We start from the raw sequence: 17,686 nt of genomic DNA on the forward strand, positions 1-17,686 counted from the left end.
GACTGTGGACGCCGCAGGACTTCGCCTCAGCCCCTTGCTGAGCTGTTCAACCGCCGGATGCGGAAAACCGCACGTCCGGTGGTGTGGGAGGGGTAACGGGCGCAAGCCCGTTGCCTCCACCCAATCAGGGTTCGGTGGTGTTTTCTAATGCTGGTTAAAAAACAACCATCATTCTGTAGCCTATACGTAGTGCGGGCTGCCGGCCCTTTCACTCAGGTTATCCACAGGCAGTTCCACAGGCATTGTGGGTAAAGCATCCACAGTTCAGTGACAGCCTGATGACTGCCAGACGCGCTGCGCGCTGTGATGGAGGATGCCGTGACGGCGGGCCAGGGCCTGGCGGTCCTTGCTGTAGCCGCCGCCGATCACCCCGACCAGAGGAATGTCGCGGCCCAGGCAATGGCGCATCACGCTTTCATCACGGGCAGCGACGCCTTCGTCGGTCAGCTGCAGATAACCCAGGGCATCGTCCTTATGCACATCGACCCCGGCGTCATACAGCACCAGGTCCGGTTGGTAGAGCGGCAGCAGGTAATTGAGTGCATCGTCCACGACCTTCAGGTAGTCGGCATCGCCCATGCCGTTGGGCAGCGCAATGTCCCAGTCGCTTTCGGCCTTGCGTGCGGGAAAATTCTTCTCGCAGTGCAGGGAAACGGTCACTGCTTCCGGGGTGTTGTGCAGAATTCGTGCAGTCCCGTCGCCCTGATGCACGTCGCAATCGAAGATCAGCACCCGGTTCACCCGTCCACTTTCCAGCAGGTAATGGCTGATCACTGCCAGGTCATTGAAGATGCAGAACCCGGCCGGGTAGTCGTAGTGCGCGTGGTGGGTGCCGCCCGCCAGGTGACAGGCCAGGCCATGCTCCAGCGCCTGCTCGGCGGCGAGCAACGAGCCGCCGACCGCCCGCACCGTGCGCCGGGCCAGGGCTTCGCTCCAGGGCAAGCCGAGGCGGCGCTGGTCTTCGCGGGACAATTCGCCACTCATGTAGCGTTCGATATACGAAGGGTCATGGGCGAGGGCGAGAATGTCCGCAGGACACAGTTGCGGACGCAGCAGGTCGGCGTCGCAGGTCAGGCCGCTGTCCACCAGGTGGTCGCGCAACAAGCGGAACTTGTCCATGGGGAAGCGGTGGTCCGCCGGAAACTCGGGACTGTAGTCTTCGTGATAAATCAGCGGCAGCGGCATGATGACTTCATTCAGGAATGAGAGAAGGATCCTACCAGCGTTGTAGACTTGCGACATTGAAATGGAGGGGCGGGGCACGATGGAGCCAATACTGGAGCTTGAAAGCGCTCGGCTGCTGTTGCGCCAGTGGCGCGATGAAGATTTAGCGGGCTTTGCGGCGATGTGTGCCGATCCGCAGGTGATGCGCTATTTCCCGGCAACCTTGAGTCGGCTGGAAAGCGCATCATTGATCGGGCGAATCCGTGGTCATTTCGCCGAGCATGGTTATGGTCTCTGGGCCTTGCAGCGAAAAGACTCTGGCCAGTTCATCGGGTTTACCGGGCTTGGCGTGGTCGGTTTCGACGCACCGTTTACTCCGGCCACGGAAATCGGCTGGCGCCTGGCCCGCGAGCACTGGGGCCTCGGTTACGCCAGTGAAGCGGCGTGGACCGCTCTGCGCTGTGGGTTCGACCGCTTGCCGTTGAAAGAGGTCGTGGCCTTCACGACGCACACCAATCTACCGTCAGAGAAAGTCATGCAGGCCATCGGCATGCACCATGATCCGGTGGATGACTTCGATCATCCGCGACTTGAGGCTGATCATCCGTTGCGTCGGCATGTGCTGTATCGCATCAACCGGGAACAATGGCTGCAAACCTTGCATGGATAACCTGGCACGGACGTTTACAATGGCCTTCATGGGCCCGGTCCAGAAACTGAATCGACCGTTGCAGCCAAGGCTGCACGGCAATGTTTTGCGTGAGGAGCATCTGAATGAGCCAAGTGTTGGATGATCTGGTCGACCTGCTGACCCTGGAGCCGATCGAAGAGAACCTGTTCCGTGGCCGCAGCCAGGATCTGGGTTTTCGCCAGTTGTTTGGTGGGCAGGTGCTCGGCCAGTCGCTGTCGGCGGCCAGTCAGACGGTTGAAGAGGCGCGCCATGTGCATTCGATGCACGGCTATTTCCTGCGTCCGGGCGATGCCGGGTTGCCGGTGGTGTATCAGGTTGACCGGGTGCGTGACGGTGGCAGTTTCAGTACGCGCCGGGTGACGGCGATTCAGAAGGGCCACCCGATCTTCACGTGCAGTGCGTCGTTCCAGTACGACGAAGAAGGCTTTGAGCACCAGAGCGAAATGCCGGTCGTGGTCGGCCCGGAAAATCTACCCTCGGAGCTGGAAATCACCCAGCAACGCGCGCATCTGATCCCCGAAAAAATGCGCGAAAAGCTGTTGTGCCCCAAGCCGATCGAATTCCGCCCGGTGACCGAGAAAGATCCCTACAACCCGCAGCCGTCCGACCCGGTCAAGTACGTCTGGTTCCGCGCCGACGGGGCGCTGGCCGATTCGCCGGCGCTGCATAAATACCTGCTGGCCTATGCATCGGATTTCGGTCTGTTGGTCACCTCGATGCAGCCCCACGGCAAATCGGTATGGCACAAGGACATGCAGGTCGCCAGCCTCGATCACGCGCTGTGGTTCCACCAGAATCTGCGTGCCGATGACTGGTTGCTCTATGCGATGGACAGCCCGTGGGCCGGCAACTCCCGGGGATTCTCCCGTGGCAGCGTGTACAACCGCGCCGGGCAACTGGTGGCCTCGGTCACCCAGGAAGGCTTGATCCGTCATCGCAAGGACTGGGCATGAGCCTGGCCGATGTGCGTCACTGGGTGTTCGACATGGACGGTACCCTGACGGTTGCCGTGCACGACTTCGCGGCGATTCGCGTGGCGTTGGCGATCCCTGCCGGACACGACATCCTGACTCACCTCGCCGCACTGCCGGCCGATGAAGCCGCAGCCAAACATGCGTGGCTGCTGGAGCATGAGCGGGACCTGGCCCTCGGTTCGCAACCGGCCCCGGGCGCGGTGGAGCTGGTGCGCGAGCTGGCCGGGCGCGGTTATCGCCTGGGCATCCTCACGCGCAATGCCCGGGAGCTGGCGCATGTCACGCTGGAGGCCATTGGCCTGGCCGACTGCTTTGCGCTGGCGGATGTGTTGGGCCGCGATGATGCACCGCCCAAACCGCATCCGGGCGGGCTGCTGAAACTGGCCGAGGCATGGAAGGTGCCGGCGAGCGAGATGGTGATGGTCGGTGATTACCGCTTTGATCTCGATTGCGGGCGAGCGGCCGGTGCACGCACGGTGCTGGTGAATCTGCCGGATAATCCATGGCCGGAATTGACCGATTGGCATGCGGCGGATTGTGTCGAGTTGCGGCAGATGCTGTTGGCTTGAAGAATTTGTCGCCTGCTAAATCGCCATCGTCAGATCAAGCACTGCAAAACCTACTGCCCAAACAAAGCCTTCTGCCCCTCCGGCGATGTAAACATTCCGTCGCCGTTATGCCCGACCCCGGGTACTTCAACCAGCTGCTGCTTCAAACCCTGCGGTTGCAGCCGCTTCAGATAATCAAAGTAAAAGCGCCCGCGGGCCAATCGATACGGTCCTTGCGCCTTGGCCTCACAGCTCTTGTCCAGCGCCGGATGATTCGGGTCGGTGTCCTGTTGCCCCAGCAGATAAACGACTTCACGCTTGAGGTAATTTTCCTGCAGCTGCGCAGCGGTTTGTCCTTCGGCGTAGGCCGGTAAATCCGCCAGCCCGTACTTCCAGCGATTGAAATTCGGGCAACCGGCGTGGCTGAACGCCACGGGCCGGCGCTCATCGAAATAAGCGTAGGAGGACGGATTGGCGATCACATAGCGCACCTGCACGCCTGCTGCATCGAGTCCGGACTGCGCGTGACCGAGCAATGCATAGCGCTGAACCACCTGCGCGCCGCCGGAGTGCCCGGCGATGACAATTTGCTTCACATCCGGAAACTGCTGACGGTCACCCAGGCGGGCGATGATTTCGTCGAGCGCGGCGTAGGAGCTCAGCCGAAACGGCGCTGTGGATTCGCCACCGGCCATCCACTCATTGCCTTGCCAACGCAAAACCGTGTCGGCCACCGGATGGACCGCAACGTCGGTTTCATTGAGAAACTGCGGGGCAATCACCAGTGTCGTGGCGCTCTGTCCGGCCAGTTCGGCGGCGTGTTCACCGCTTTGCAGATACGTTTGCGCATTGCGCAAGCGCCCGTGGAGAAGGATCAACACCCGTTCGATTTTTGCCGGGGCGGGGCTGATGCCCACCGCCATTTCACCTGAATTCAACAGCAGGCGCCCGGAACTGAGTTCCTTGACGCCATGTTCTGCAGCCTGGGCACCTGCGCTAACGATCAGTACAGCCAACAACCAATTTTTCATTTACAGATTTTTCGTCGCAAAGGTATCGCACTGGCTTACCTGGCCTTGGGCGAAACCGGTTTTGAACCAGCGCACCCGTTGCGCCGACGTACCGTGGGTGAACGAGTCCGGGACCACGCGGCCCTGACCCTGTTGCTGCAAACGATCGTCACCGATGGCGTTCGCTGCGTTCAATGCTTCTTCGATGTCGCCCGGTTCCAGCCAGTTCAGGCGCTTCTGCGCATTGTTGGCCCAGACGCCGGCCAGGCAATCGGCCTGAAGTTCCTGGCGAACCAGCAAGCCGCCGTCGCCCTCCATCTGCCGACCCTGCTGGCGCGCTGCCTGAATTTTCGCGGATACCCCGAGCAAGGTCTGCACGTGGTGTCCGACTTCGTGAGCGATCACGTAGGCCTGGGCGAAGTCGCCCGCGGCGGAAAAGCGTTGGGACATTTCCTGGAAGAACGCCATGTCCAGATAGACTTTCTGGTCCGCCGGGCAATAGAACGGGCCGGTCGCCGAGGTGGCCAGGCCGCAGGCCGAATTCACGCGGTTGCTGAACAGCACCAGGGTCGGGTCTTTGTATTGGCGGCCAGCCTGCTGGAAAATCGCACCCCAGGTGTCTTCGGTATCGCCCAGGATCGAACGCACGAACTCCGCGCTTTCATCATTGACCGGCGGTGCCCGGCGACTCTGGTGGGTGGCGGGTGCTGATTGCTGGTCCATTTGCCCGGCCAGTTGTCCGAGGATTTGCAGCGGATCCTGGCCGGTGATCCAGCCGATGCCAACGATCAGGAGGATTGCTGTCAGGCTCAGGCCCTTGCCACCGCCCAAGCGCATCCCACCGCCGCCACTGCCGACATCATCACCACGGGCGTCGACCACGTTGTCGCTGCGTCGGCCTTTTTTCCATAGCATGTGGGAATCCTCTTCTGTTCCGGGTAACGCTCCGTGCGATGAGTGTTGCTGCCAAGTGGGAGCGACGCCAGTCCGGTCGTCAGACTATCGGTTGGGCGACTGGTTCCAAATTTTGCTTCGTGGGGCTTCTCTTCTAGAATCAGCCAAATTTTGTTTGAGACCTACCATGGCTGGCAGTCAGATCGAGCGTGTCTTCAGCGTACTGGAAAGCCTGACCGGTGAACCGCAGGGTTTGCCGATGCAGACGTTGGCCGAGCAATTGGAAATCCCGAAAAGCGCGACTCATCGGTTGCTCGCCGAACTGATTCGCCTGGGTTACGTGCGCCAGAATCCGGACAACCTGCGCTATCACCTGTCGACCAAACTGGTGGCCATGGGCTTTCGATACCTGTCCGGCAGCGGTGCGGATATCGTTCAGCCGGTGCTTGACCGACTGGCCGGGGAAACCGGTGAACTGGTGCGTCTGGGGGTGATTCAGGGTGAACGGCCCGTCTGGATCGCCAAGTCCCAGGGTGCCCGCTCGGGCCTGCGCTACGATCCGGACATGGGGCGTGATGCGCCATTGTCCTACACGGCTTCCGGGCATGCGTGGCTGGCGTGCATGAGCGATGCCGAGGCGCTGTCGCTGGTCGAGCGGCAAGGGGCCGAATTGCCTCGGGACATCGGGCCTAATGCACCGCGTTCGAATATTGAACTGCTGGAACGCTTGCGTCTGGCGCGCGAGCAAGGCTACGCCTGGGTCGAGGAAAGTTCGGCGGTGGGCACCTCGGCGATTGCCGCCGTGGTCCGTCATCCACTGGATGGCCGGGTCATCGGCGTGCTCAGTATTGCCGGGCCAAGCGCGCGAATGCCCGGTGCGCGATTGCATGATTTGGCGTCGACCTTGTTGAAGTACGCCGAAGAGCTTTCGCTGGCGAGCCAGGCGTCAGAGTTGTTCAGTTGAGCGTGATGTCTGCTTGAATAGAGTGTGCGGTATCCGCACACTTTCTTGAGTCATTGATGTCATAAAGTGGAACCGGGTTCTAAATTATTCAGATCTCGCCTCAACCCATAAAAGGACTTCATTTTGACGTCGCCCAGCAGTACTCCGCTTTCCGGCGTCAATCAGCCCTTCAAAGGGATCCTGCTGATTGTTGTCGCGACCTTCCTGTTTTCCACCCACGACGCCTTTTCCAAATATCTCTCGGGTTTCTATCCCATTGTCATGGTGGTCTGGGCGCGTTACGTGGTACACACTTTGCTGATGGCAGGGATTTTCCTGCCGCAATCCGGGCTGCGAGTGCTGCGTACCAAACGGCCATTGCTTCAGTTGATCCGGGCGCTGTGCCTGCTGGGTACCAGTCTGTTTTTCACCACAGGCTTGATGTACATCCCGCTGGCCGAGGCTACGTCGGTCAACTTCCTGGCTCCGGTGCTGGTCACCGCGTTATCGGTGCCGCTGCTGAAGGAGCGAGTGACACGGGGGCAATGGCTGGCGGTGATTTTCGGTTTCAGCGGAGTGCTGATCATCGTTCACCCCGGTGGTGATCTGTTTACCCCAGCGGTGTTGCTGCCGTTCTGCTCGGCGCTGTTTTTCTGTTTCTATCAACTGCTGACACGCAAGCTCAGCGAGATTGACAGCCCGACCACCAGCAATTTCTTCGCCGGTTTGTGCAACACGCTGGTGATGAGTGCGCTGGTGCCGTTCTTCTGGCAAACGCCGAACCTGATGCATGGCGCGATGATGCTGGCGCTGGGGGCTTGCGGAATGACGGCACACCTGTTCCTGACTCAGGCTTTCCGCCTCGCGGCACCGGCACTGCTGGCACCGTTCAGCTATTGCCAGATCATCTTCGCCGGTCTGCTGGGCTGGCTGCTGTTTTCCCATACGCCGACACTGACCACCGTGCTCGGCATTGCCGTTATCTGCTGCAGCGGGTTGGCAGCGGCCTGGCAACAAAGCCGTCGCTAAAACCCCTGTGAGAGCGGGCAAGCCCGCTCTCACAGGGTTTTTGCGCCGAACCTTAGTCAGTGACGGTCGGAATCTTGCGCGGTGCCATGAAGTACATCCAGGTCAGCGCAATGAAATACATCGCCGGAATCATGGTGAACAGCACGGTGTAATTGTTGTTGGTGATGGTCAGAATGTGGCCGACCAGTTGGGTCATGAACATCCCGCCAATCGCCGCACACATGCCGCCGAAGCCGAACACCGTACTCATCATGTGCTTGGGCGTGTAGTCCATCACCAGGCTCCAGATGTTCGCAGTCCAGGCCTGGTGTGCGCCGATGGCCAGGGAGATGGCGAACACCGCGACCCACAGGTTGCTGGAGCCGGCCGCCATGATCACGCCGATGATGCAGCAGGCGAACAGGAACATGGACATCAATCGCGCCTTGATCGGGTTGACTCCGCGACCGATCAGGAACGAGGAGAGAATGCCACCGCCAACGCTACCGAAGTCGGCAGTGAGGTAGATGATGATCAGCGGGATACCCATCTGGGTGACGTTGATGCCCAGGTTGTATTGCTGGTTGAGGAACGGCGGCAGCCAGTACAGGTAGAACCAGAACACTGGCGCTGTGATCGAGTAGGCGAGGGCGAAGGCCCAGGTGCCACGCATGCGCAGGATTTTCGAGAAGGGTACGCGGCTTTGTTCCGGCTCGGCTTCGTGCTGAATGTAGTCCAGTTCCGACTGTTTGACGCTCGGGTGATCTTCCGGGTTGAAGTACTTCAGGCCCCAGAACAGCAGCCAGATCCCGCCCAGTGCCGACATGCACAGGAACGCGGCTTGCCAGCCCCAGACGTGCAGGATCAGTGGCAACAGCATCGGTGTGAACATCGCACCGACGTTGGTGCCGGCATTGAAAATGCCGGTGGCCACGGCGCGCTCGCCGGCCGGGAACCACAGGCGCGTGGTTTTCACGCAAGCCGGGTAGTTCGCGGCTTCAGTCAGGCCGAGAATGAAGCGACAGACCATGAAGCCGACCGCCGAAGTGGCCAGGCCGTGGGCGCCGGTCGCCAGGCTCCAGAGCAGTACGGCACAGAAGAACACGCGCTTGACGCCGACCCGGTCGATCAACCGGCCCTGCAGCACGAACCCGATGGCGTAACCCACCTGGAACCAGAAGTTGATGTTGGCGTAATCCATCGCCGTCCAGCTCATCTCCTTGGCCAGGATGGGCTGCATCACGCCCAGGGCGGCGCGGTCGATGTAGTTCAGGGTGGTGGCGAAAAACACCAGCGCCAGCATACCCCAACGGGTTTTGCCGACCGCCATGGCGCCGCGGATTTTGTCGCCGATGCTACCGGCAGTGACGTTCATGGCCGTAGCCATGCGAGAGCTTTGGGAAGGAATCATGTGTACCACCCGTTTTTTGAATTTGTTATTTGGTGTTTTGGACATCGCGACCGGTGCTGCGTGTCCGGACTTAATGTGAGGACGGATGTTGGGCAGTGGACAAAAAATCGTCAATTCGCCTACGGCCATTTTGTTCGATAATCGAACACAAAACTAACTGGGTAGTACACTTTAAATTGCCCAATGGACAACCCGGCTCAATAATCCGCTCACTCTTTTAAAAGCGGCGCAAATTCCCTGTAGCCGAAGCCTCCACCGGGAGCCGAAATATGCAGCGTTCCATTGCCACCGTATCCTTGAGCGGTACCCTGCCGGAAAAACTCGAAGCCATTGCTGCCGCCGGGTTCGACGGTGTCGAGATTTTCGAGAACGACCTTCTCTACTACGACGGTAGTCCACGGGAAATTAAACAGATGTGCGCCGATCTCGGGATCGCCATCACCCTGTTTCAACCATTCCGTGATTTCGAAGGCTGTCGGCGTGATCGGTTGTCGCGCAATCTGGAACGTGCCGAGCGCAAGTTCGACCTGATGCAGGAGCTGGGCACTGACCTGGTGCTGGTGTGCAGCAACGCCTCGGCCGAGTCCATCGGTGATGAACGGATTCTGGTCGATGACTTGCGCCTGCTGGCCGAACGCGCCGGGGCACGAGGCCTGCGCATCGGTTACGAAGCGCTGGCCTGGGGCCGGCATGTGAACACCTGGCAACAGGTGTGGAACATCGTGCGGCAGGCCGATCACCCCAGCCTCGGCGTGTTACTGGACAGCTTTCACACCCTGTCGCTCAAGGGCGACCCAAGTGCAATCGCCGAGATTCCGGGCGACAAGATCTTCTTTGTGCAGATGGCCGACGCGCCGATCCTGGCCATGGACGTGCTGGAGTGGAGTCGGCATTTTCGTTGCTTCCCGGGGCAGGGCGAATTCGATTTGCCGGGATTCCTCGCGCCGATCATCAAGAGCGGGTACACCGGGCCATTGTCGCTGGAAATCTTCAACGACGGCTTCCGCGCCGCGCCGCCACGAGCCAACGCCGCTGACGGCTTGCGCTCGTTGTTGTACCTGGAAGAGAAAACCCGTGAGCGTCTGGCGCAGGAGGCCAAGCCAATGGCCTGCCCTGAGATTTTGTTCGAAACGCCAAAGGCCAGCCAGTACAACGGCATTGAGTTTCTCGAGTTCGCCGTGGATGAAAGCCTCGGCGCCAAGCTCGCCCATTGGCTGGAGCGACTGGGTTTCGTCAAGGCCGGGCAGCATCGCTCCAAGAGCGTCAGCCTGCTGCGCCAGGGCGATATCAACCTGATCCTCAACTCCGAGCCTTACTCTTTCGGTCACAGCTTTTTCGAAGCTCACGGCCCTTCGTTGTGCGCGACTGCCGTGCGGGTCAAGGACAGCGCAAGTGCCTTGGCCCGGGCAGTGGCCTACAAGGGCCAGCCATATCGCGGGCTGGTTGGCCCCAATGAACTGGAACTGGCGGCGGTGCGTGCGCCGGATGGCAGCCTGATCTATCTGGTGGATCAGGATGCCGACGTCTACGGCACCGACTTCAATCTGTACCCGCAAGCGGCGGCCAGCGGTGGCCTCAAACGCATCGACCACATGGCCATGGCGCTCCCGGCCGACAGCCTCGACAGCTGGGTGCTGTTCTACAAGGGCTTGCTGGATTTCGAGGCGGACGATGAAGTCGTATTGCCCGATCCTTATGGTCTGGTGAAGAGCCGTGCCTTGCGCAGTCGCGACAGTTCGATCCGCCTGCCACTGAACATTTCCGAGAACCGCAACACTGCGATCTCACACGCGCTGTCGAGTTATCGCGGCTCCGGTGTGCATCACATCGCGTTTGATTGTGATGACATCTTTGCCCAGGTCAGCCGTGCAAAAGAGGCGGGCGTGCCGCTGCTGGATATTCCGCTCAACTACTACGATGACCTGGCGGCGCGGTTCGATTTCGACGATGAGTTCCTCAGTGAACTGGCCTACTACAACGTGTTGTACGACCGCGACGCCCAGGGCGGTGAACTGTTTCATGTGTACACCGAGCCGTTCGAGGGGCGATTCTTCTTCGAGATCATCCAGCGTAAAAACGGTTATGCCGGTTACGGCGCGGCCAACGTCGCGGTGCGGCTGGCGGCCATGGCCAAATCCCGTAGCGGCGCATTGCGCCAGGCGAAGTTGTAGGGAATTGGTAAACGCTGGATTAAACGTGGGCTGTGCGGCTTCCTTCGCTGTGTCGCGCGGCCCATAATCGCCAGCCTGTGCAGTGATGGCCGTGAGCCCGCAATGACAATGACCTCAGAACTCCCCGCAGCCTCCGCCGAACCGGGTGCCGAGCCGCGCAAGAGTCGCAAGAACAACCCGGAAAAGACCCGCGAAAACATCCTGCAGGAGGCGATTGTCGAATTCGTCCAGCAGGGGCTTTCCGGGGCTCGTGTCGATGCCATCGCCGAGCGCATCCATACCTCCAAACGCATGATCTATTACTACTTCGGCAGTAAGGAACAGCTCTACGTCGAGGTGCTGGAGAAGCTTTACGGCGATATCCGCAACACCGAAAGCCGCCTGCACCTGACCGAACTGCCTCCGGTGGAAGCCATTCGGCGGATGGTTGAATTCACCTTCGATCACCATGATCGCAACGTCGATTTTGTGCGCATCGTCAGTATCGAGAACATTCACAACGCCGAGTACGTGAAGCATTCCGAGGCGATCAGGGCGATGAACAACACCGTTCTCGATTCCCTCGATGTGATTCTGCGTCGTGGCGTTGAAGAGGGTGTCTTCCGCGCTGGCCTGGTGCCGCTGGATGTGCATCTGCTGATCAGTTCGTTCTGCTTCTATCGCGTTTCGAACCGCCATACCGTGGGTGAGATTTTCCAGATCGACTTGCCGGACGAGCGCATCAAGCAGCGTCATCGTGAGATGATTTGCGAGTCGGTGTTGCGCTACCTGCACGCCTGATGCACAGCGTTGTGCCGGCTCCCAACACACACAACACACTGTAGGAGCTGGCTTGCCAGCGAAGGCGGCCTGCCTGATACACCGCATCGCCCGTTTCGCCAGCAAGCCGGCTCCTACGAATCGGCAAGATTGCCGCTTTAGCCATTCATGCTCTGGAAATGCTCAAGCATCCGCTGGGCATCCGGTACCACGCCGCTGAACAGCTCGAACGCCTTGACCGCCTGAAACACCGCCATGTTGCCGCCATCCAGCGTTCGGCAACCGAGGGCGCGGGCGTGGCGCAGCAGTTCGGTTTCCAGCGGGAAGTAAACGATCTCCGCCACCCACAATTCGCCCCGCAGCAACGCGGCCGGCACCGGCATGCCCGGCAGTTTTTTCATGCCCATCGGCGTGGTGTTCACCAGACCGTCAGCCAGGGCCATGGCGCTAGGCAAGTCATACCCGGCCACCGCTCGCCCGACGCCGAAATGCTGATTGAGGTTGTCGGCCAGATCCTGGGCGCGGCGGATGTCCACGTCAAAAATGCTCAGCTGTTGTACGCCTTCACTCAATAACGCGTGGGCCACCGCCGCACCTGCGCCACCGGCACCCATCTGTACGACACGTTCAACGGCAACGCCCTTCAAGCCCCGGCGAAAACCCTCGGCAAAACCCAGGCAGTCGGTGTTGTGGCCGATGCGTTTGCCATCCTTGAGTACCACGGTGTTGACCGCGCCTATACCGCGAGCTTGCGGCGAGAGTTCGTCGAGCAGCGGGATGATCGCCTGCTTGCAAGGAAAAGTGATGTTCAGCCCGGTGAAGTTCATGCGCTCGGCAGCCATCAACAGCTCGGGCAGGGCGTTGCTGTCGAGTTTCAACTGATCGAGATCAATCAGGCGATACAGGTAGCGCAGCCCCTGGGCATCACCTTCATGCTCGTGCAAGGCCGGTGTGCGGGAAGCCAGGATGCCAGCGCCGATCAGCCCGGCCAGTATCACGTTGTTCTGAGTCACGGCGATCACCCCTTCAAACGATGGCTGAAGTGTTCCAGCGCCAGGCGATAGCCGTGACTGCCAAAACCAGCCATCACCGCAGTCGCGATGGCGGAGACGAACGAGTGGTGGCGAAAGGGCTCGCGGGCATGCACGTTGGACAGGTGGACTTCGATGACTGGCAGTTCGCTGGCGACCAAGGCGTCGCGGATGGCGACCGAGGTGTGGGTCCACGCGGCAGGATTGATGACGATCCCGGCGCAGCGGCCACGGGCGGCGTGAATCCAGTCGAGCAATTCGCCTTCATGGTTGGTCTGGCGAAACTCCACTGCCAGGCCGAAATCTTCGGCGGCGCGTGCGCACAGGGCCGAGATGTCTGCCAGGGTTTCGTGGCCGTAAGTCGCCGGTTCACGGGTGCCGAGCAGGTTCAGGTTCGGGCCGTTGAGCACCAGAACGATGGGGGGCATCAGAATCTCTCCACTTATTATTTTTGGAATCGGCCGAGGTTTTCGGCCTGTGGAGATAAATTGTACTAACTAGTTAATTCGGTCAATTGAAGAGACGGCTCGCTGACGGTTTGTGGGCGATGATCGGACACTTTCGCTGTTCAGCGCGGCAAATGCTCCACCAGAAAATCAATGAACGCCCTCAAGCGCAGCGGCACGTGACGACTTTGCGGGTAAAGCAGCGTGAATGGCCGCGAGCGCCCGCCATAGGGTTTGAGCACTTCCACCAGCGAGCCGGCGGCCAGTTCCTTTTCCACGATAAAACGATAGGTCTGAAACAACCCCGCCCCGTGCTTGGCCAGGGTCACACCGCCCAGTACATCATCGGAACAACTGAGGTTGCCCTCGGCCAGAATCTCCCGAGGCACGCCTTCATCGTTGAACAACCAGGCAATGCGCCGGCCGCTGCTGGGCAATTCGTACTGAATGCATTCGTGGTTTTCGAGGTCGTCGAGGGTTTGCGGAGTGCCGGCCCGTTTCAGGTAGTCAGGGCTTGCGATCAACACCAGAGCGGCATCTTCCAGCTGTCGGGCGATCAGGCCGGAGTCCGGGATGGCTCGTACACGAATCGCCATGTCGTAGCCTTCGCCGACGAAATCGATGTTGCGATTGCTGATGTGCGACTCGACCTTCACTGCCGGATAGCGCGCCCGAAATTCGGGCAACAAAGGCAGGATTCGATGATGCGCGTAGGTGGTCGGAATACTGATGCGCAAGGTACCGGATGGCACTTGCTGTTGGCCCATCACCTCACGCTGGGCCTCGACCAGTTGTGCAAGGGCCAGGCGGCACTCCTCGTAATAGCGGCGACCACTGTCGGTCAGCTTCACGCTGCGGGTGGTGCGCGCAAACAGGCGCACACCCAGGCGTTCTTCCATGCGCGACACCGAGCGGCTCACGGCAGCGGGTGTGACGCCCGCCACCAGCGCCGCGGCAGTAAAACTGCCGGCCTCGGCCGCAAGGCAAAACAGCTCGATGCTGCCCAACTGAAGGTCGTCGAATTGTCGCTGCATGATTGATTACACCGGGGATCAAATGAAGAAGCTGGATCAGTATTTATCAGGTGCCAGCGCCGTAATGAAAGGATTTCTTACCATTTCGCTTGGTGCTCGGCAGGGCCGGATGACGCGAGGACGCTAGCCTGAGGACGGAAGAAGTGACTCCTCTGCCAATGCCAGCGGTCGGATTTTCCAGGGAATGTCGAATCCTCGGATTCATTAACCTAACGGATGGGTTAGCATGAAGATATGCAATCACAAAGGACTGTCAGTAGTGATCATGTTGCGAGACGAGCATTGTCCGCCTCATGCGCATGTGGAGGCGGGTACGTGGAGTGCGAGATTCAGGTTCAGTTTTTGGCACAACGGTGTCGAGCTCTGGGATGTAGTTCCGCTTTCGCGTCGGCCACCGTTGGCGGTGCTTGAGGGATTGCGTCAATCGCTCCAGCAACCTGCCCATTTGCGGCGCGCCCGGGGCATCTGGTGGCGAAAATTGCAAACGGCCTGTCTTGATAATCAATTGTGGGACTGGCAAAGCAACGAAGTCGTTGTGGTGAAAAGGGTTGTCAGTACCACCAATATGATTGGATCAGCTTGCTATGAACCTGAATCGAACAGGACGTTGCTGTCCCTGATAGGCGCACAGGAGAGTGTGGAGATCGAGTTATGAAAACGATAAAAGCCAAAGTTCAGGCTGATAGTCCCGTAACGGAAAGCAGCCTGGACAAAGCCATTGAACGTGGCGAATTACGTAGAAAAAATAGCCTGCAAGCGACAGCGGTTACCTACCTGGCCCCCTGTCTGGCCGTCAGCTTCGAAGACGGCAGCGGCGTATTGTTGCCCGTGGCCAACTATCCGGAGTTCGATGATTTTGAGGGCGGGGACTACACCAGCCTGACTGTCGGCTACGGGGGGACTGCCCTGTGCCATGAAGGCAAGGACCTGCATGTATCTATCGCCGGGATGATTTCTGCGAGCAAGCCGCTGATGGCTATGGCTGCGTCGGTCGTCGCTTCGCGCAATGGCCGTCAGAGCAGCGCCGCAAAGTCTGAAGCTGCGCGGGCCAACGGCAGGAAAGGCGGGCGCCCGCGCAAGGTCGATGTTGTCGTGTAAGTGTGCCCACAAAAAAGCCGTCTTGAAGACGGCTTTTTTGTGCCTGGCAGGAACCATCAACGCCGGGTCAGCATCACCCCGGATTCCATGTGATGGGTCCACGGGAACTGGTCGAACATCGCGCATCGGGTGATGCGGTGGGTGTCGTGCAGTTGGGCGATGTTGGCTGCCAAGGTCTGCGGATTGCAGGAGATGTACAGGATGTTGTCGAAGCGCCGGGTCAGTTCGCAGGTATCCGGGTCCATGCCGGCGCGAGGCGGGTCGACGAACACGCTGCCGAACTCGTAGCTTTTGAGGTCGATGCCGTGCAGGCGGCGAAACGGACGCACTTCGTTCAAGGCTTCGGTCAGCTCTTCGGCGGACAATCGTACCAGGGTGACGTTATCCACAGCGTTTTCGCTGAGATTGCTCAGCGCCGCGTTGACCGAGGTCTTGCTGATTTCGGTGGCCAGCACTTTGCGCACGCGGGTGGCGAGCGGCAGGGTGAAGTTGCCGTTGCCGCAATACAGCTCCAGCAAATCATCGGAGCGATCGCCAAGCGCATCGTACGCCCAGTTGAGCATCTTCTGGTTCACCGTGCCGTTGGGCTGGGTGAAGGCGCCTTCGGGCTGGCGGTAGCTGAAAGTGCGACCGCCGACGTCCAGCTTCTCGACCACGTAATCGTGACCGATGACTTCGCGTTTGCCCTTGGAGCGGCCGATGATGCTGACGTTCAGGTCCGCTGCCAGTTTCGACGCCGCCGCATGCCAGTGCTCGTCCAGCGGGCGGTGATAGCACAGGGTGATCATCGCGTCGCCGGCCAGGGTGGTCAGGAACTCTACCTGGAACAGCTTGTGGCTCAGGGCCGCACTGGCTTGCCACGCTGCCTTGAGCTGCGGCATCAACTGGTTGATGCGCAGGCCGGCAATCGGGAACTCTTCGATCAGGATTGGCGTGCGTTTGTCTTCCTGGGAAAACATCGCGTAATGACGCTCGCCGGCCTCGCGCCACAGGCGGAACTCGGCGCGCAGGCGGAAGTTTTGCAGCGGCGAATCGAAAACGGCTGGCTCGGGTGCATCGAACGGGGCCAGCAGGTCACGCAAACGCGTGACCTTTTCTTCGAGCTGAACGGCGTAGGCCTGGGAATCAAAAGTCATGCGTTGAACCAACCCAGCTTGATCACGAACAGAATCGACAGGATCACCAGCGCCGGGTTCAGCTCACGGCCACGACCGGACATCAGCTTGATGGCAGTCCAGGAAATGAAACCGAAGGCGATGCCATTGGCGATGGAATAAGTAAACGGCATCGCCAGCGCGGTGATTACCACCGGTGCGGCGACGGTGATGTCGTCCCAGTCTATTTCGGCCAGTCCGGATGTCATCAACACGGCGACGAACAGCAGGGCCGGTGCAGTGGCGAAGGCTGGAACGCTGGCGGCCAGTGGCGAGAAAAACAGCGCCAGCAGGAACAGGATCGCTACCACGATGGCGGTCAGGCCGGTGCGTCCACCGGCACTCACACCGGCAGCGGACTCGATGTAGCTGGTGGTGGTCGAGGTGCCCAGCAGGGAACCGGCCATGGCTGCAGTGCTGTCGGCGATCAGTGCACGGCCCATTTTCGGCATATGACCGTCCTTGCGCATCAATCCGGCGCGCTTGGCGACGCCGATCAGAGTGCCGGAGTTATCGAACAGATCGACGAACAGGAAGGCGAAGATCACGCTGACCAGACCGATGTCCAGTGCGCCCTTGATGTCCAGTTGCAGGAAGGTCGGGGCCAGGGACGGCGGCATCGACATCACGCCGCCGAACGGGGTGAAGCCCATCACGATCGAAACGATGGTCACCACCAGAATGCCGATCAGCACCGCACCGCGCACGGCAAGGGCTTCGAGGGCGACGATCAGGGCAAAACCGAGGGTAGCGAGGATCGGCGCCGGTTGTTTCAGGTCGCCGAGGCCGACCATGGTCGCCGGGTTACTGACCACGATACCGGCGTTGTGCAGGGCGATCAGTGCCAGGAACAGGCCGATACCGGCAGCAATCGCCGAGCGCAGCGGTAGCGGGATGCTGTTGATGATCCATTCACGGATGCGGAAGATCGACAGCAGAAAGAAACACACTGCCGAGATGAACACCGCGCCCAGTGCCACTTGCCAGGTGTGGCCCATGTGCAGGACCACGGTGTAGGTGAAGAAGGCGTTCAGGCCCATGCCCGGTGCCAGGGCGATCGGGTAATTGGCGATCAGGCCCATGGTCGTCGAGCCGATGGCGGCTGCCAGACAGGTGGCGACAAACACTGCGCCCTTGTCCATGCCGGTCTCGCCGAGGATGCTCGGGTTGACGAACAGAATGTAGGCCATGGCCAAAAAGGTCGTGAGACCCGCCAGAATCTCGGTCCGCACGTTGGTGTTGTGTGCCTTGAGTTGAAACAGCCTTTCCAGCATGTCTGCTCCCCGTGGCGCGCCGGGCGCCGTGAATGTATCGACCTCAACAGCAAAGCACAGGCCGCAGAACGCGCCT

General features: G+C 60.1%; 18 protein-coding genes. 9 read left to right on the plus strand and 9 right to left on the minus strand.

Annotation, left to right across the window (positions count from 1 at the left end):
- Positions 1-264: 264 nt before the first annotated feature.
- A complete protein-coding gene (locus KGA81_RS18700; RefSeq protein ID WP_223547639.1) occupies positions 265-1,185 on the minus strand; it encodes a histone deacetylase in 921 nt (306 codons plus the stop codon).
- A gap of 79 nt (positions 1,186-1,264) precedes the next feature.
- Here KGA81_RS18700 and KGA81_RS18705 point away from each other — a divergent pair, with 79 nt between their 5' ends.
- The 3 genes from KGA81_RS18705 (at position 1,265) to KGA81_RS18715 (ending at position 3,398) form a co-directional block, all read left to right on the plus strand.
- Positions 1,265-1,834: a GNAT family N-acetyltransferase gene (locus tag KGA81_RS18705; RefSeq protein ID WP_223547640.1), complete on the plus strand. Its 570-nt coding sequence runs from the start codon at positions 1,265-1,267 to the stop codon at positions 1,832-1,834.
- 104 nt (positions 1,835-1,938) lie between these two features.
- Positions 1,939-2,808 carry an acyl-CoA thioesterase II gene (tesB, locus tag KGA81_RS18710; protein ID WP_223547641.1) on the plus strand — a complete coding sequence of 290 codons (870 nt, stop codon included), beginning with the start codon at positions 1,939-1,941 and terminating at the stop codon, positions 2,806-2,808.
- Entirely contained in the window at positions 2,805-3,398 is a 594-nt protein-coding gene (locus tag KGA81_RS18715; protein WP_223547642.1) for an HAD family hydrolase, read from the plus strand. Before tesB ends, KGA81_RS18715 begins: the two co-directional genes overlap by 4 nt.
- Positions 3,399-3,448: 50 nt before the next feature.
- Here the strand turns inward: KGA81_RS18715 and KGA81_RS18720 are convergent, their stop codons facing one another.
- Together KGA81_RS18720 and KGA81_RS18725 are read right to left on the minus strand one after the other, a co-directional pair.
- Positions 3,449-4,408: an alpha/beta fold hydrolase gene (locus KGA81_RS18720; RefSeq protein WP_223547643.1), complete on the minus strand. Its 960-nt coding sequence runs from the start codon at positions 4,406-4,408 to the stop codon at positions 3,449-3,451.
- Positions 4,409-5,302 (minus strand): neutral zinc metallopeptidase, encoded by an 894-nt coding sequence (locus tag KGA81_RS18725; protein ID WP_223547644.1) that lies wholly within the window; start codon positions 5,300-5,302, stop codon positions 4,409-4,411. It abuts the gene before it with no gap.
- A gap of 166 nt (positions 5,303-5,468) precedes the next feature.
- Between KGA81_RS18725 and KGA81_RS18730 the strand changes: the two genes are divergently transcribed.
- Complete coding sequence (locus KGA81_RS18730) at positions 5,469-6,245, plus strand: IclR family transcriptional regulator (RefSeq protein ID WP_223547645.1); 777 nt, start codon at positions 5,469-5,471, stop codon at positions 6,243-6,245.
- 123 nt (positions 6,246-6,368) lie between these two features.
- Complete coding sequence (locus KGA81_RS18735; RefSeq protein WP_223547646.1) at positions 6,369-7,253, plus strand: DMT family transporter; 885 nt, start codon at positions 6,369-6,371, stop codon at positions 7,251-7,253.
- Positions 7,254-7,305: 52 nt separating this feature from the next.
- Here the strand turns inward: KGA81_RS18735 and KGA81_RS18740 are convergent, their stop codons facing one another.
- The gene (locus tag KGA81_RS18740) at positions 7,306-8,643 is read right to left on the minus strand and encodes an MFS transporter (RefSeq protein WP_223547647.1); all 1,338 of its coding nucleotides are present in this window, start codon (positions 8,641-8,643) and stop codon (positions 7,306-7,308) included.
- 269 nt (positions 8,644-8,912) lie between these two features.
- On the opposite strand from KGA81_RS18740, the gene quiC reads away from it, so the two are divergent.
- Positions 8,913-10,814, plus strand: a complete 1,902-nt coding sequence (gene quiC / locus KGA81_RS18745; RefSeq protein WP_223547648.1) for a 3-dehydroshikimate dehydratase QuiC — start codon at positions 8,913-8,915, stop codon at positions 10,812-10,814.
- Between the two features lie 102 nt (positions 10,815-10,916).
- Positions 10,917-11,594 carry a TetR/AcrR family transcriptional regulator gene (locus tag KGA81_RS18750; protein ID WP_223547649.1) on the plus strand — a complete coding sequence of 226 codons (678 nt, stop codon included), beginning with the start codon at positions 10,917-10,919 and terminating at the stop codon, positions 11,592-11,594.
- A 137-nt stretch (positions 11,595-11,731) separates the two neighbouring features.
- Here KGA81_RS18750 and KGA81_RS18755 read toward each other — a convergent pair whose 3' ends face one another.
- The 3 genes from KGA81_RS18755 to KGA81_RS18765 all read right to left on the minus strand — a co-directional run bounded on the left by KGA81_RS18755 (position 11,732) and on the right by KGA81_RS18765 (position 14,084).
- Positions 11,732-12,586 (minus strand): shikimate dehydrogenase, encoded by an 855-nt coding sequence (locus KGA81_RS18755; RefSeq protein WP_223547650.1) that lies wholly within the window; start codon positions 12,584-12,586, stop codon positions 11,732-11,734.
- A gap of 5 nt (positions 12,587-12,591) precedes the next feature.
- Positions 12,592-13,032 (minus strand): type II 3-dehydroquinate dehydratase, encoded by a 441-nt coding sequence (gene aroQ / locus KGA81_RS18760; protein WP_223547651.1) that lies wholly within the window; start codon positions 13,030-13,032, stop codon positions 12,592-12,594.
- A gap of 140 nt (positions 13,033-13,172) precedes the next feature.
- Positions 13,173-14,084, minus strand: coding sequence for a LysR family transcriptional regulator (locus KGA81_RS18765; RefSeq protein ID WP_223547652.1), 912 nt, complete (start codon positions 14,082-14,084; stop codon positions 13,173-13,175).
- Positions 14,085-14,310: 226 nt separating this feature from the next.
- Between KGA81_RS18765 and KGA81_RS18770 the strand changes: the two genes are divergently transcribed.
- Positions 14,311-14,739 carry a DUF4160 domain-containing protein gene (locus KGA81_RS18770; protein WP_223547653.1) on the plus strand — a complete coding sequence of 143 codons (429 nt, stop codon included), beginning with the start codon at positions 14,311-14,313 and terminating at the stop codon, positions 14,737-14,739.
- On the plus strand, positions 14,736-15,182 hold the full coding sequence (locus KGA81_RS18775; RefSeq protein WP_223547654.1) for a DUF2442 domain-containing protein: 447 nt from the start codon (positions 14,736-14,738) through the stop codon (positions 15,180-15,182). The genes KGA81_RS18770 and KGA81_RS18775 overlap by 4 nt, the downstream gene beginning before the upstream one ends.
- Positions 15,183-15,238: 56 nt before the next feature.
- Here the strand turns inward: KGA81_RS18775 and trmA are convergent, their stop codons facing one another.
- Complete coding sequence (gene trmA / locus KGA81_RS18780) at positions 15,239-16,318, minus strand: tRNA (uridine(54)-C5)-methyltransferase TrmA (RefSeq protein WP_223547655.1); 1,080 nt, start codon at positions 16,316-16,318, stop codon at positions 15,239-15,241.
- On the minus strand, positions 16,315-17,610 hold the full coding sequence (locus KGA81_RS18785; RefSeq protein ID WP_007990905.1) for an NCS2 family permease: 1,296 nt from the start codon (positions 17,608-17,610) through the stop codon (positions 16,315-16,317). Before KGA81_RS18785 ends, trmA begins: the two co-directional genes overlap by 4 nt.
- Positions 17,611-17,686: the final 76 nt, after the last annotated feature.

It is taken from the genome of Pseudomonas sp. A-B-19, from assembly GCF_019947515.1.
Lineage (GTDB): Bacteria > Pseudomonadota > Gammaproteobacteria > Pseudomonadales > Pseudomonadaceae > Aquipseudomonas.

Bases quoted from the DNA above. Each gene is read 5' to 3' on its own strand.
- KGA81_RS18720 (WP_223547643.1), bottom strand. From the start codon at position 4,408: ATGAAAAATTGGTTGTTGGCTGTACTGATCGTTAGCGCAGGTGCCCAG.
- trmA (WP_223547655.1), bottom strand. From the start codon at position 16,318: ATGACTTTTGATTCCCAGGCCTACGCCGTTCAGCTCGAAGAAAAGGTC.
- KGA81_RS18700 (WP_223547639.1), bottom strand. From the start codon at position 1,185: ATGCCGCTGCCGCTGATTTATCACGAAGACTACAGTCCCGAGTTTCCG.
- aroQ (WP_223547651.1), bottom strand. From the start codon at position 13,032: ATGCCCCCCATCGTTCTGGTGCTCAACGGCCCGAACCTGAACCTGCTC.
- KGA81_RS18730 (WP_223547645.1), top strand. From the start codon at position 5,469: ATGGCTGGCAGTCAGATCGAGCGTGTCTTCAGCGTACTGGAAAGCCTG.
- tesB (WP_223547641.1), top strand. From the start codon at position 1,939: ATGAGCCAAGTGTTGGATGATCTGGTCGACCTGCTGACCCTGGAGCCG.
- KGA81_RS18725 (WP_223547644.1), bottom strand. From the start codon at position 5,302: ATGCTATGGAAAAAAGGCCGACGCAGCGACAACGTGGTCGACGCCCGT.
- KGA81_RS18765 (WP_223547652.1), bottom strand. From the start codon at position 14,084: ATGCAGCGACAATTCGACGACCTTCAGTTGGGCAGCATCGAGCTGTTT.
- KGA81_RS18715 (WP_223547642.1), top strand. From the start codon at position 2,805: ATGAGCCTGGCCGATGTGCGTCACTGGGTGTTCGACATGGACGGTACC.
- KGA81_RS18705 (WP_223547640.1), top strand. From the start codon at position 1,265: ATGGAGCCAATACTGGAGCTTGAAAGCGCTCGGCTGCTGTTGCGCCAG.
- quiC (WP_223547648.1), top strand. From the start codon at position 8,913: ATGCAGCGTTCCATTGCCACCGTATCCTTGAGCGGTACCCTGCCGGAA.
- KGA81_RS18740 (WP_223547647.1), bottom strand. From the start codon at position 8,643: ATGATTCCTTCCCAAAGCTCTCGCATGGCTACGGCCATGAACGTCACT.
- KGA81_RS18750 (WP_223547649.1), top strand. From the start codon at position 10,917: ATGACAATGACCTCAGAACTCCCCGCAGCCTCCGCCGAACCGGGTGCC.
- KGA81_RS18775 (WP_223547654.1), top strand. From the start codon at position 14,736: ATGAAAACGATAAAAGCCAAAGTTCAGGCTGATAGTCCCGTAACGGAA.
- KGA81_RS18770 (WP_223547653.1), top strand. From the start codon at position 14,311: ATGAAGATATGCAATCACAAAGGACTGTCAGTAGTGATCATGTTGCGA.
- KGA81_RS18785 (WP_007990905.1), bottom strand. From the start codon at position 17,610: ATGCTGGAAAGGCTGTTTCAACTCAAGGCACACAACACCAACGTGCGG.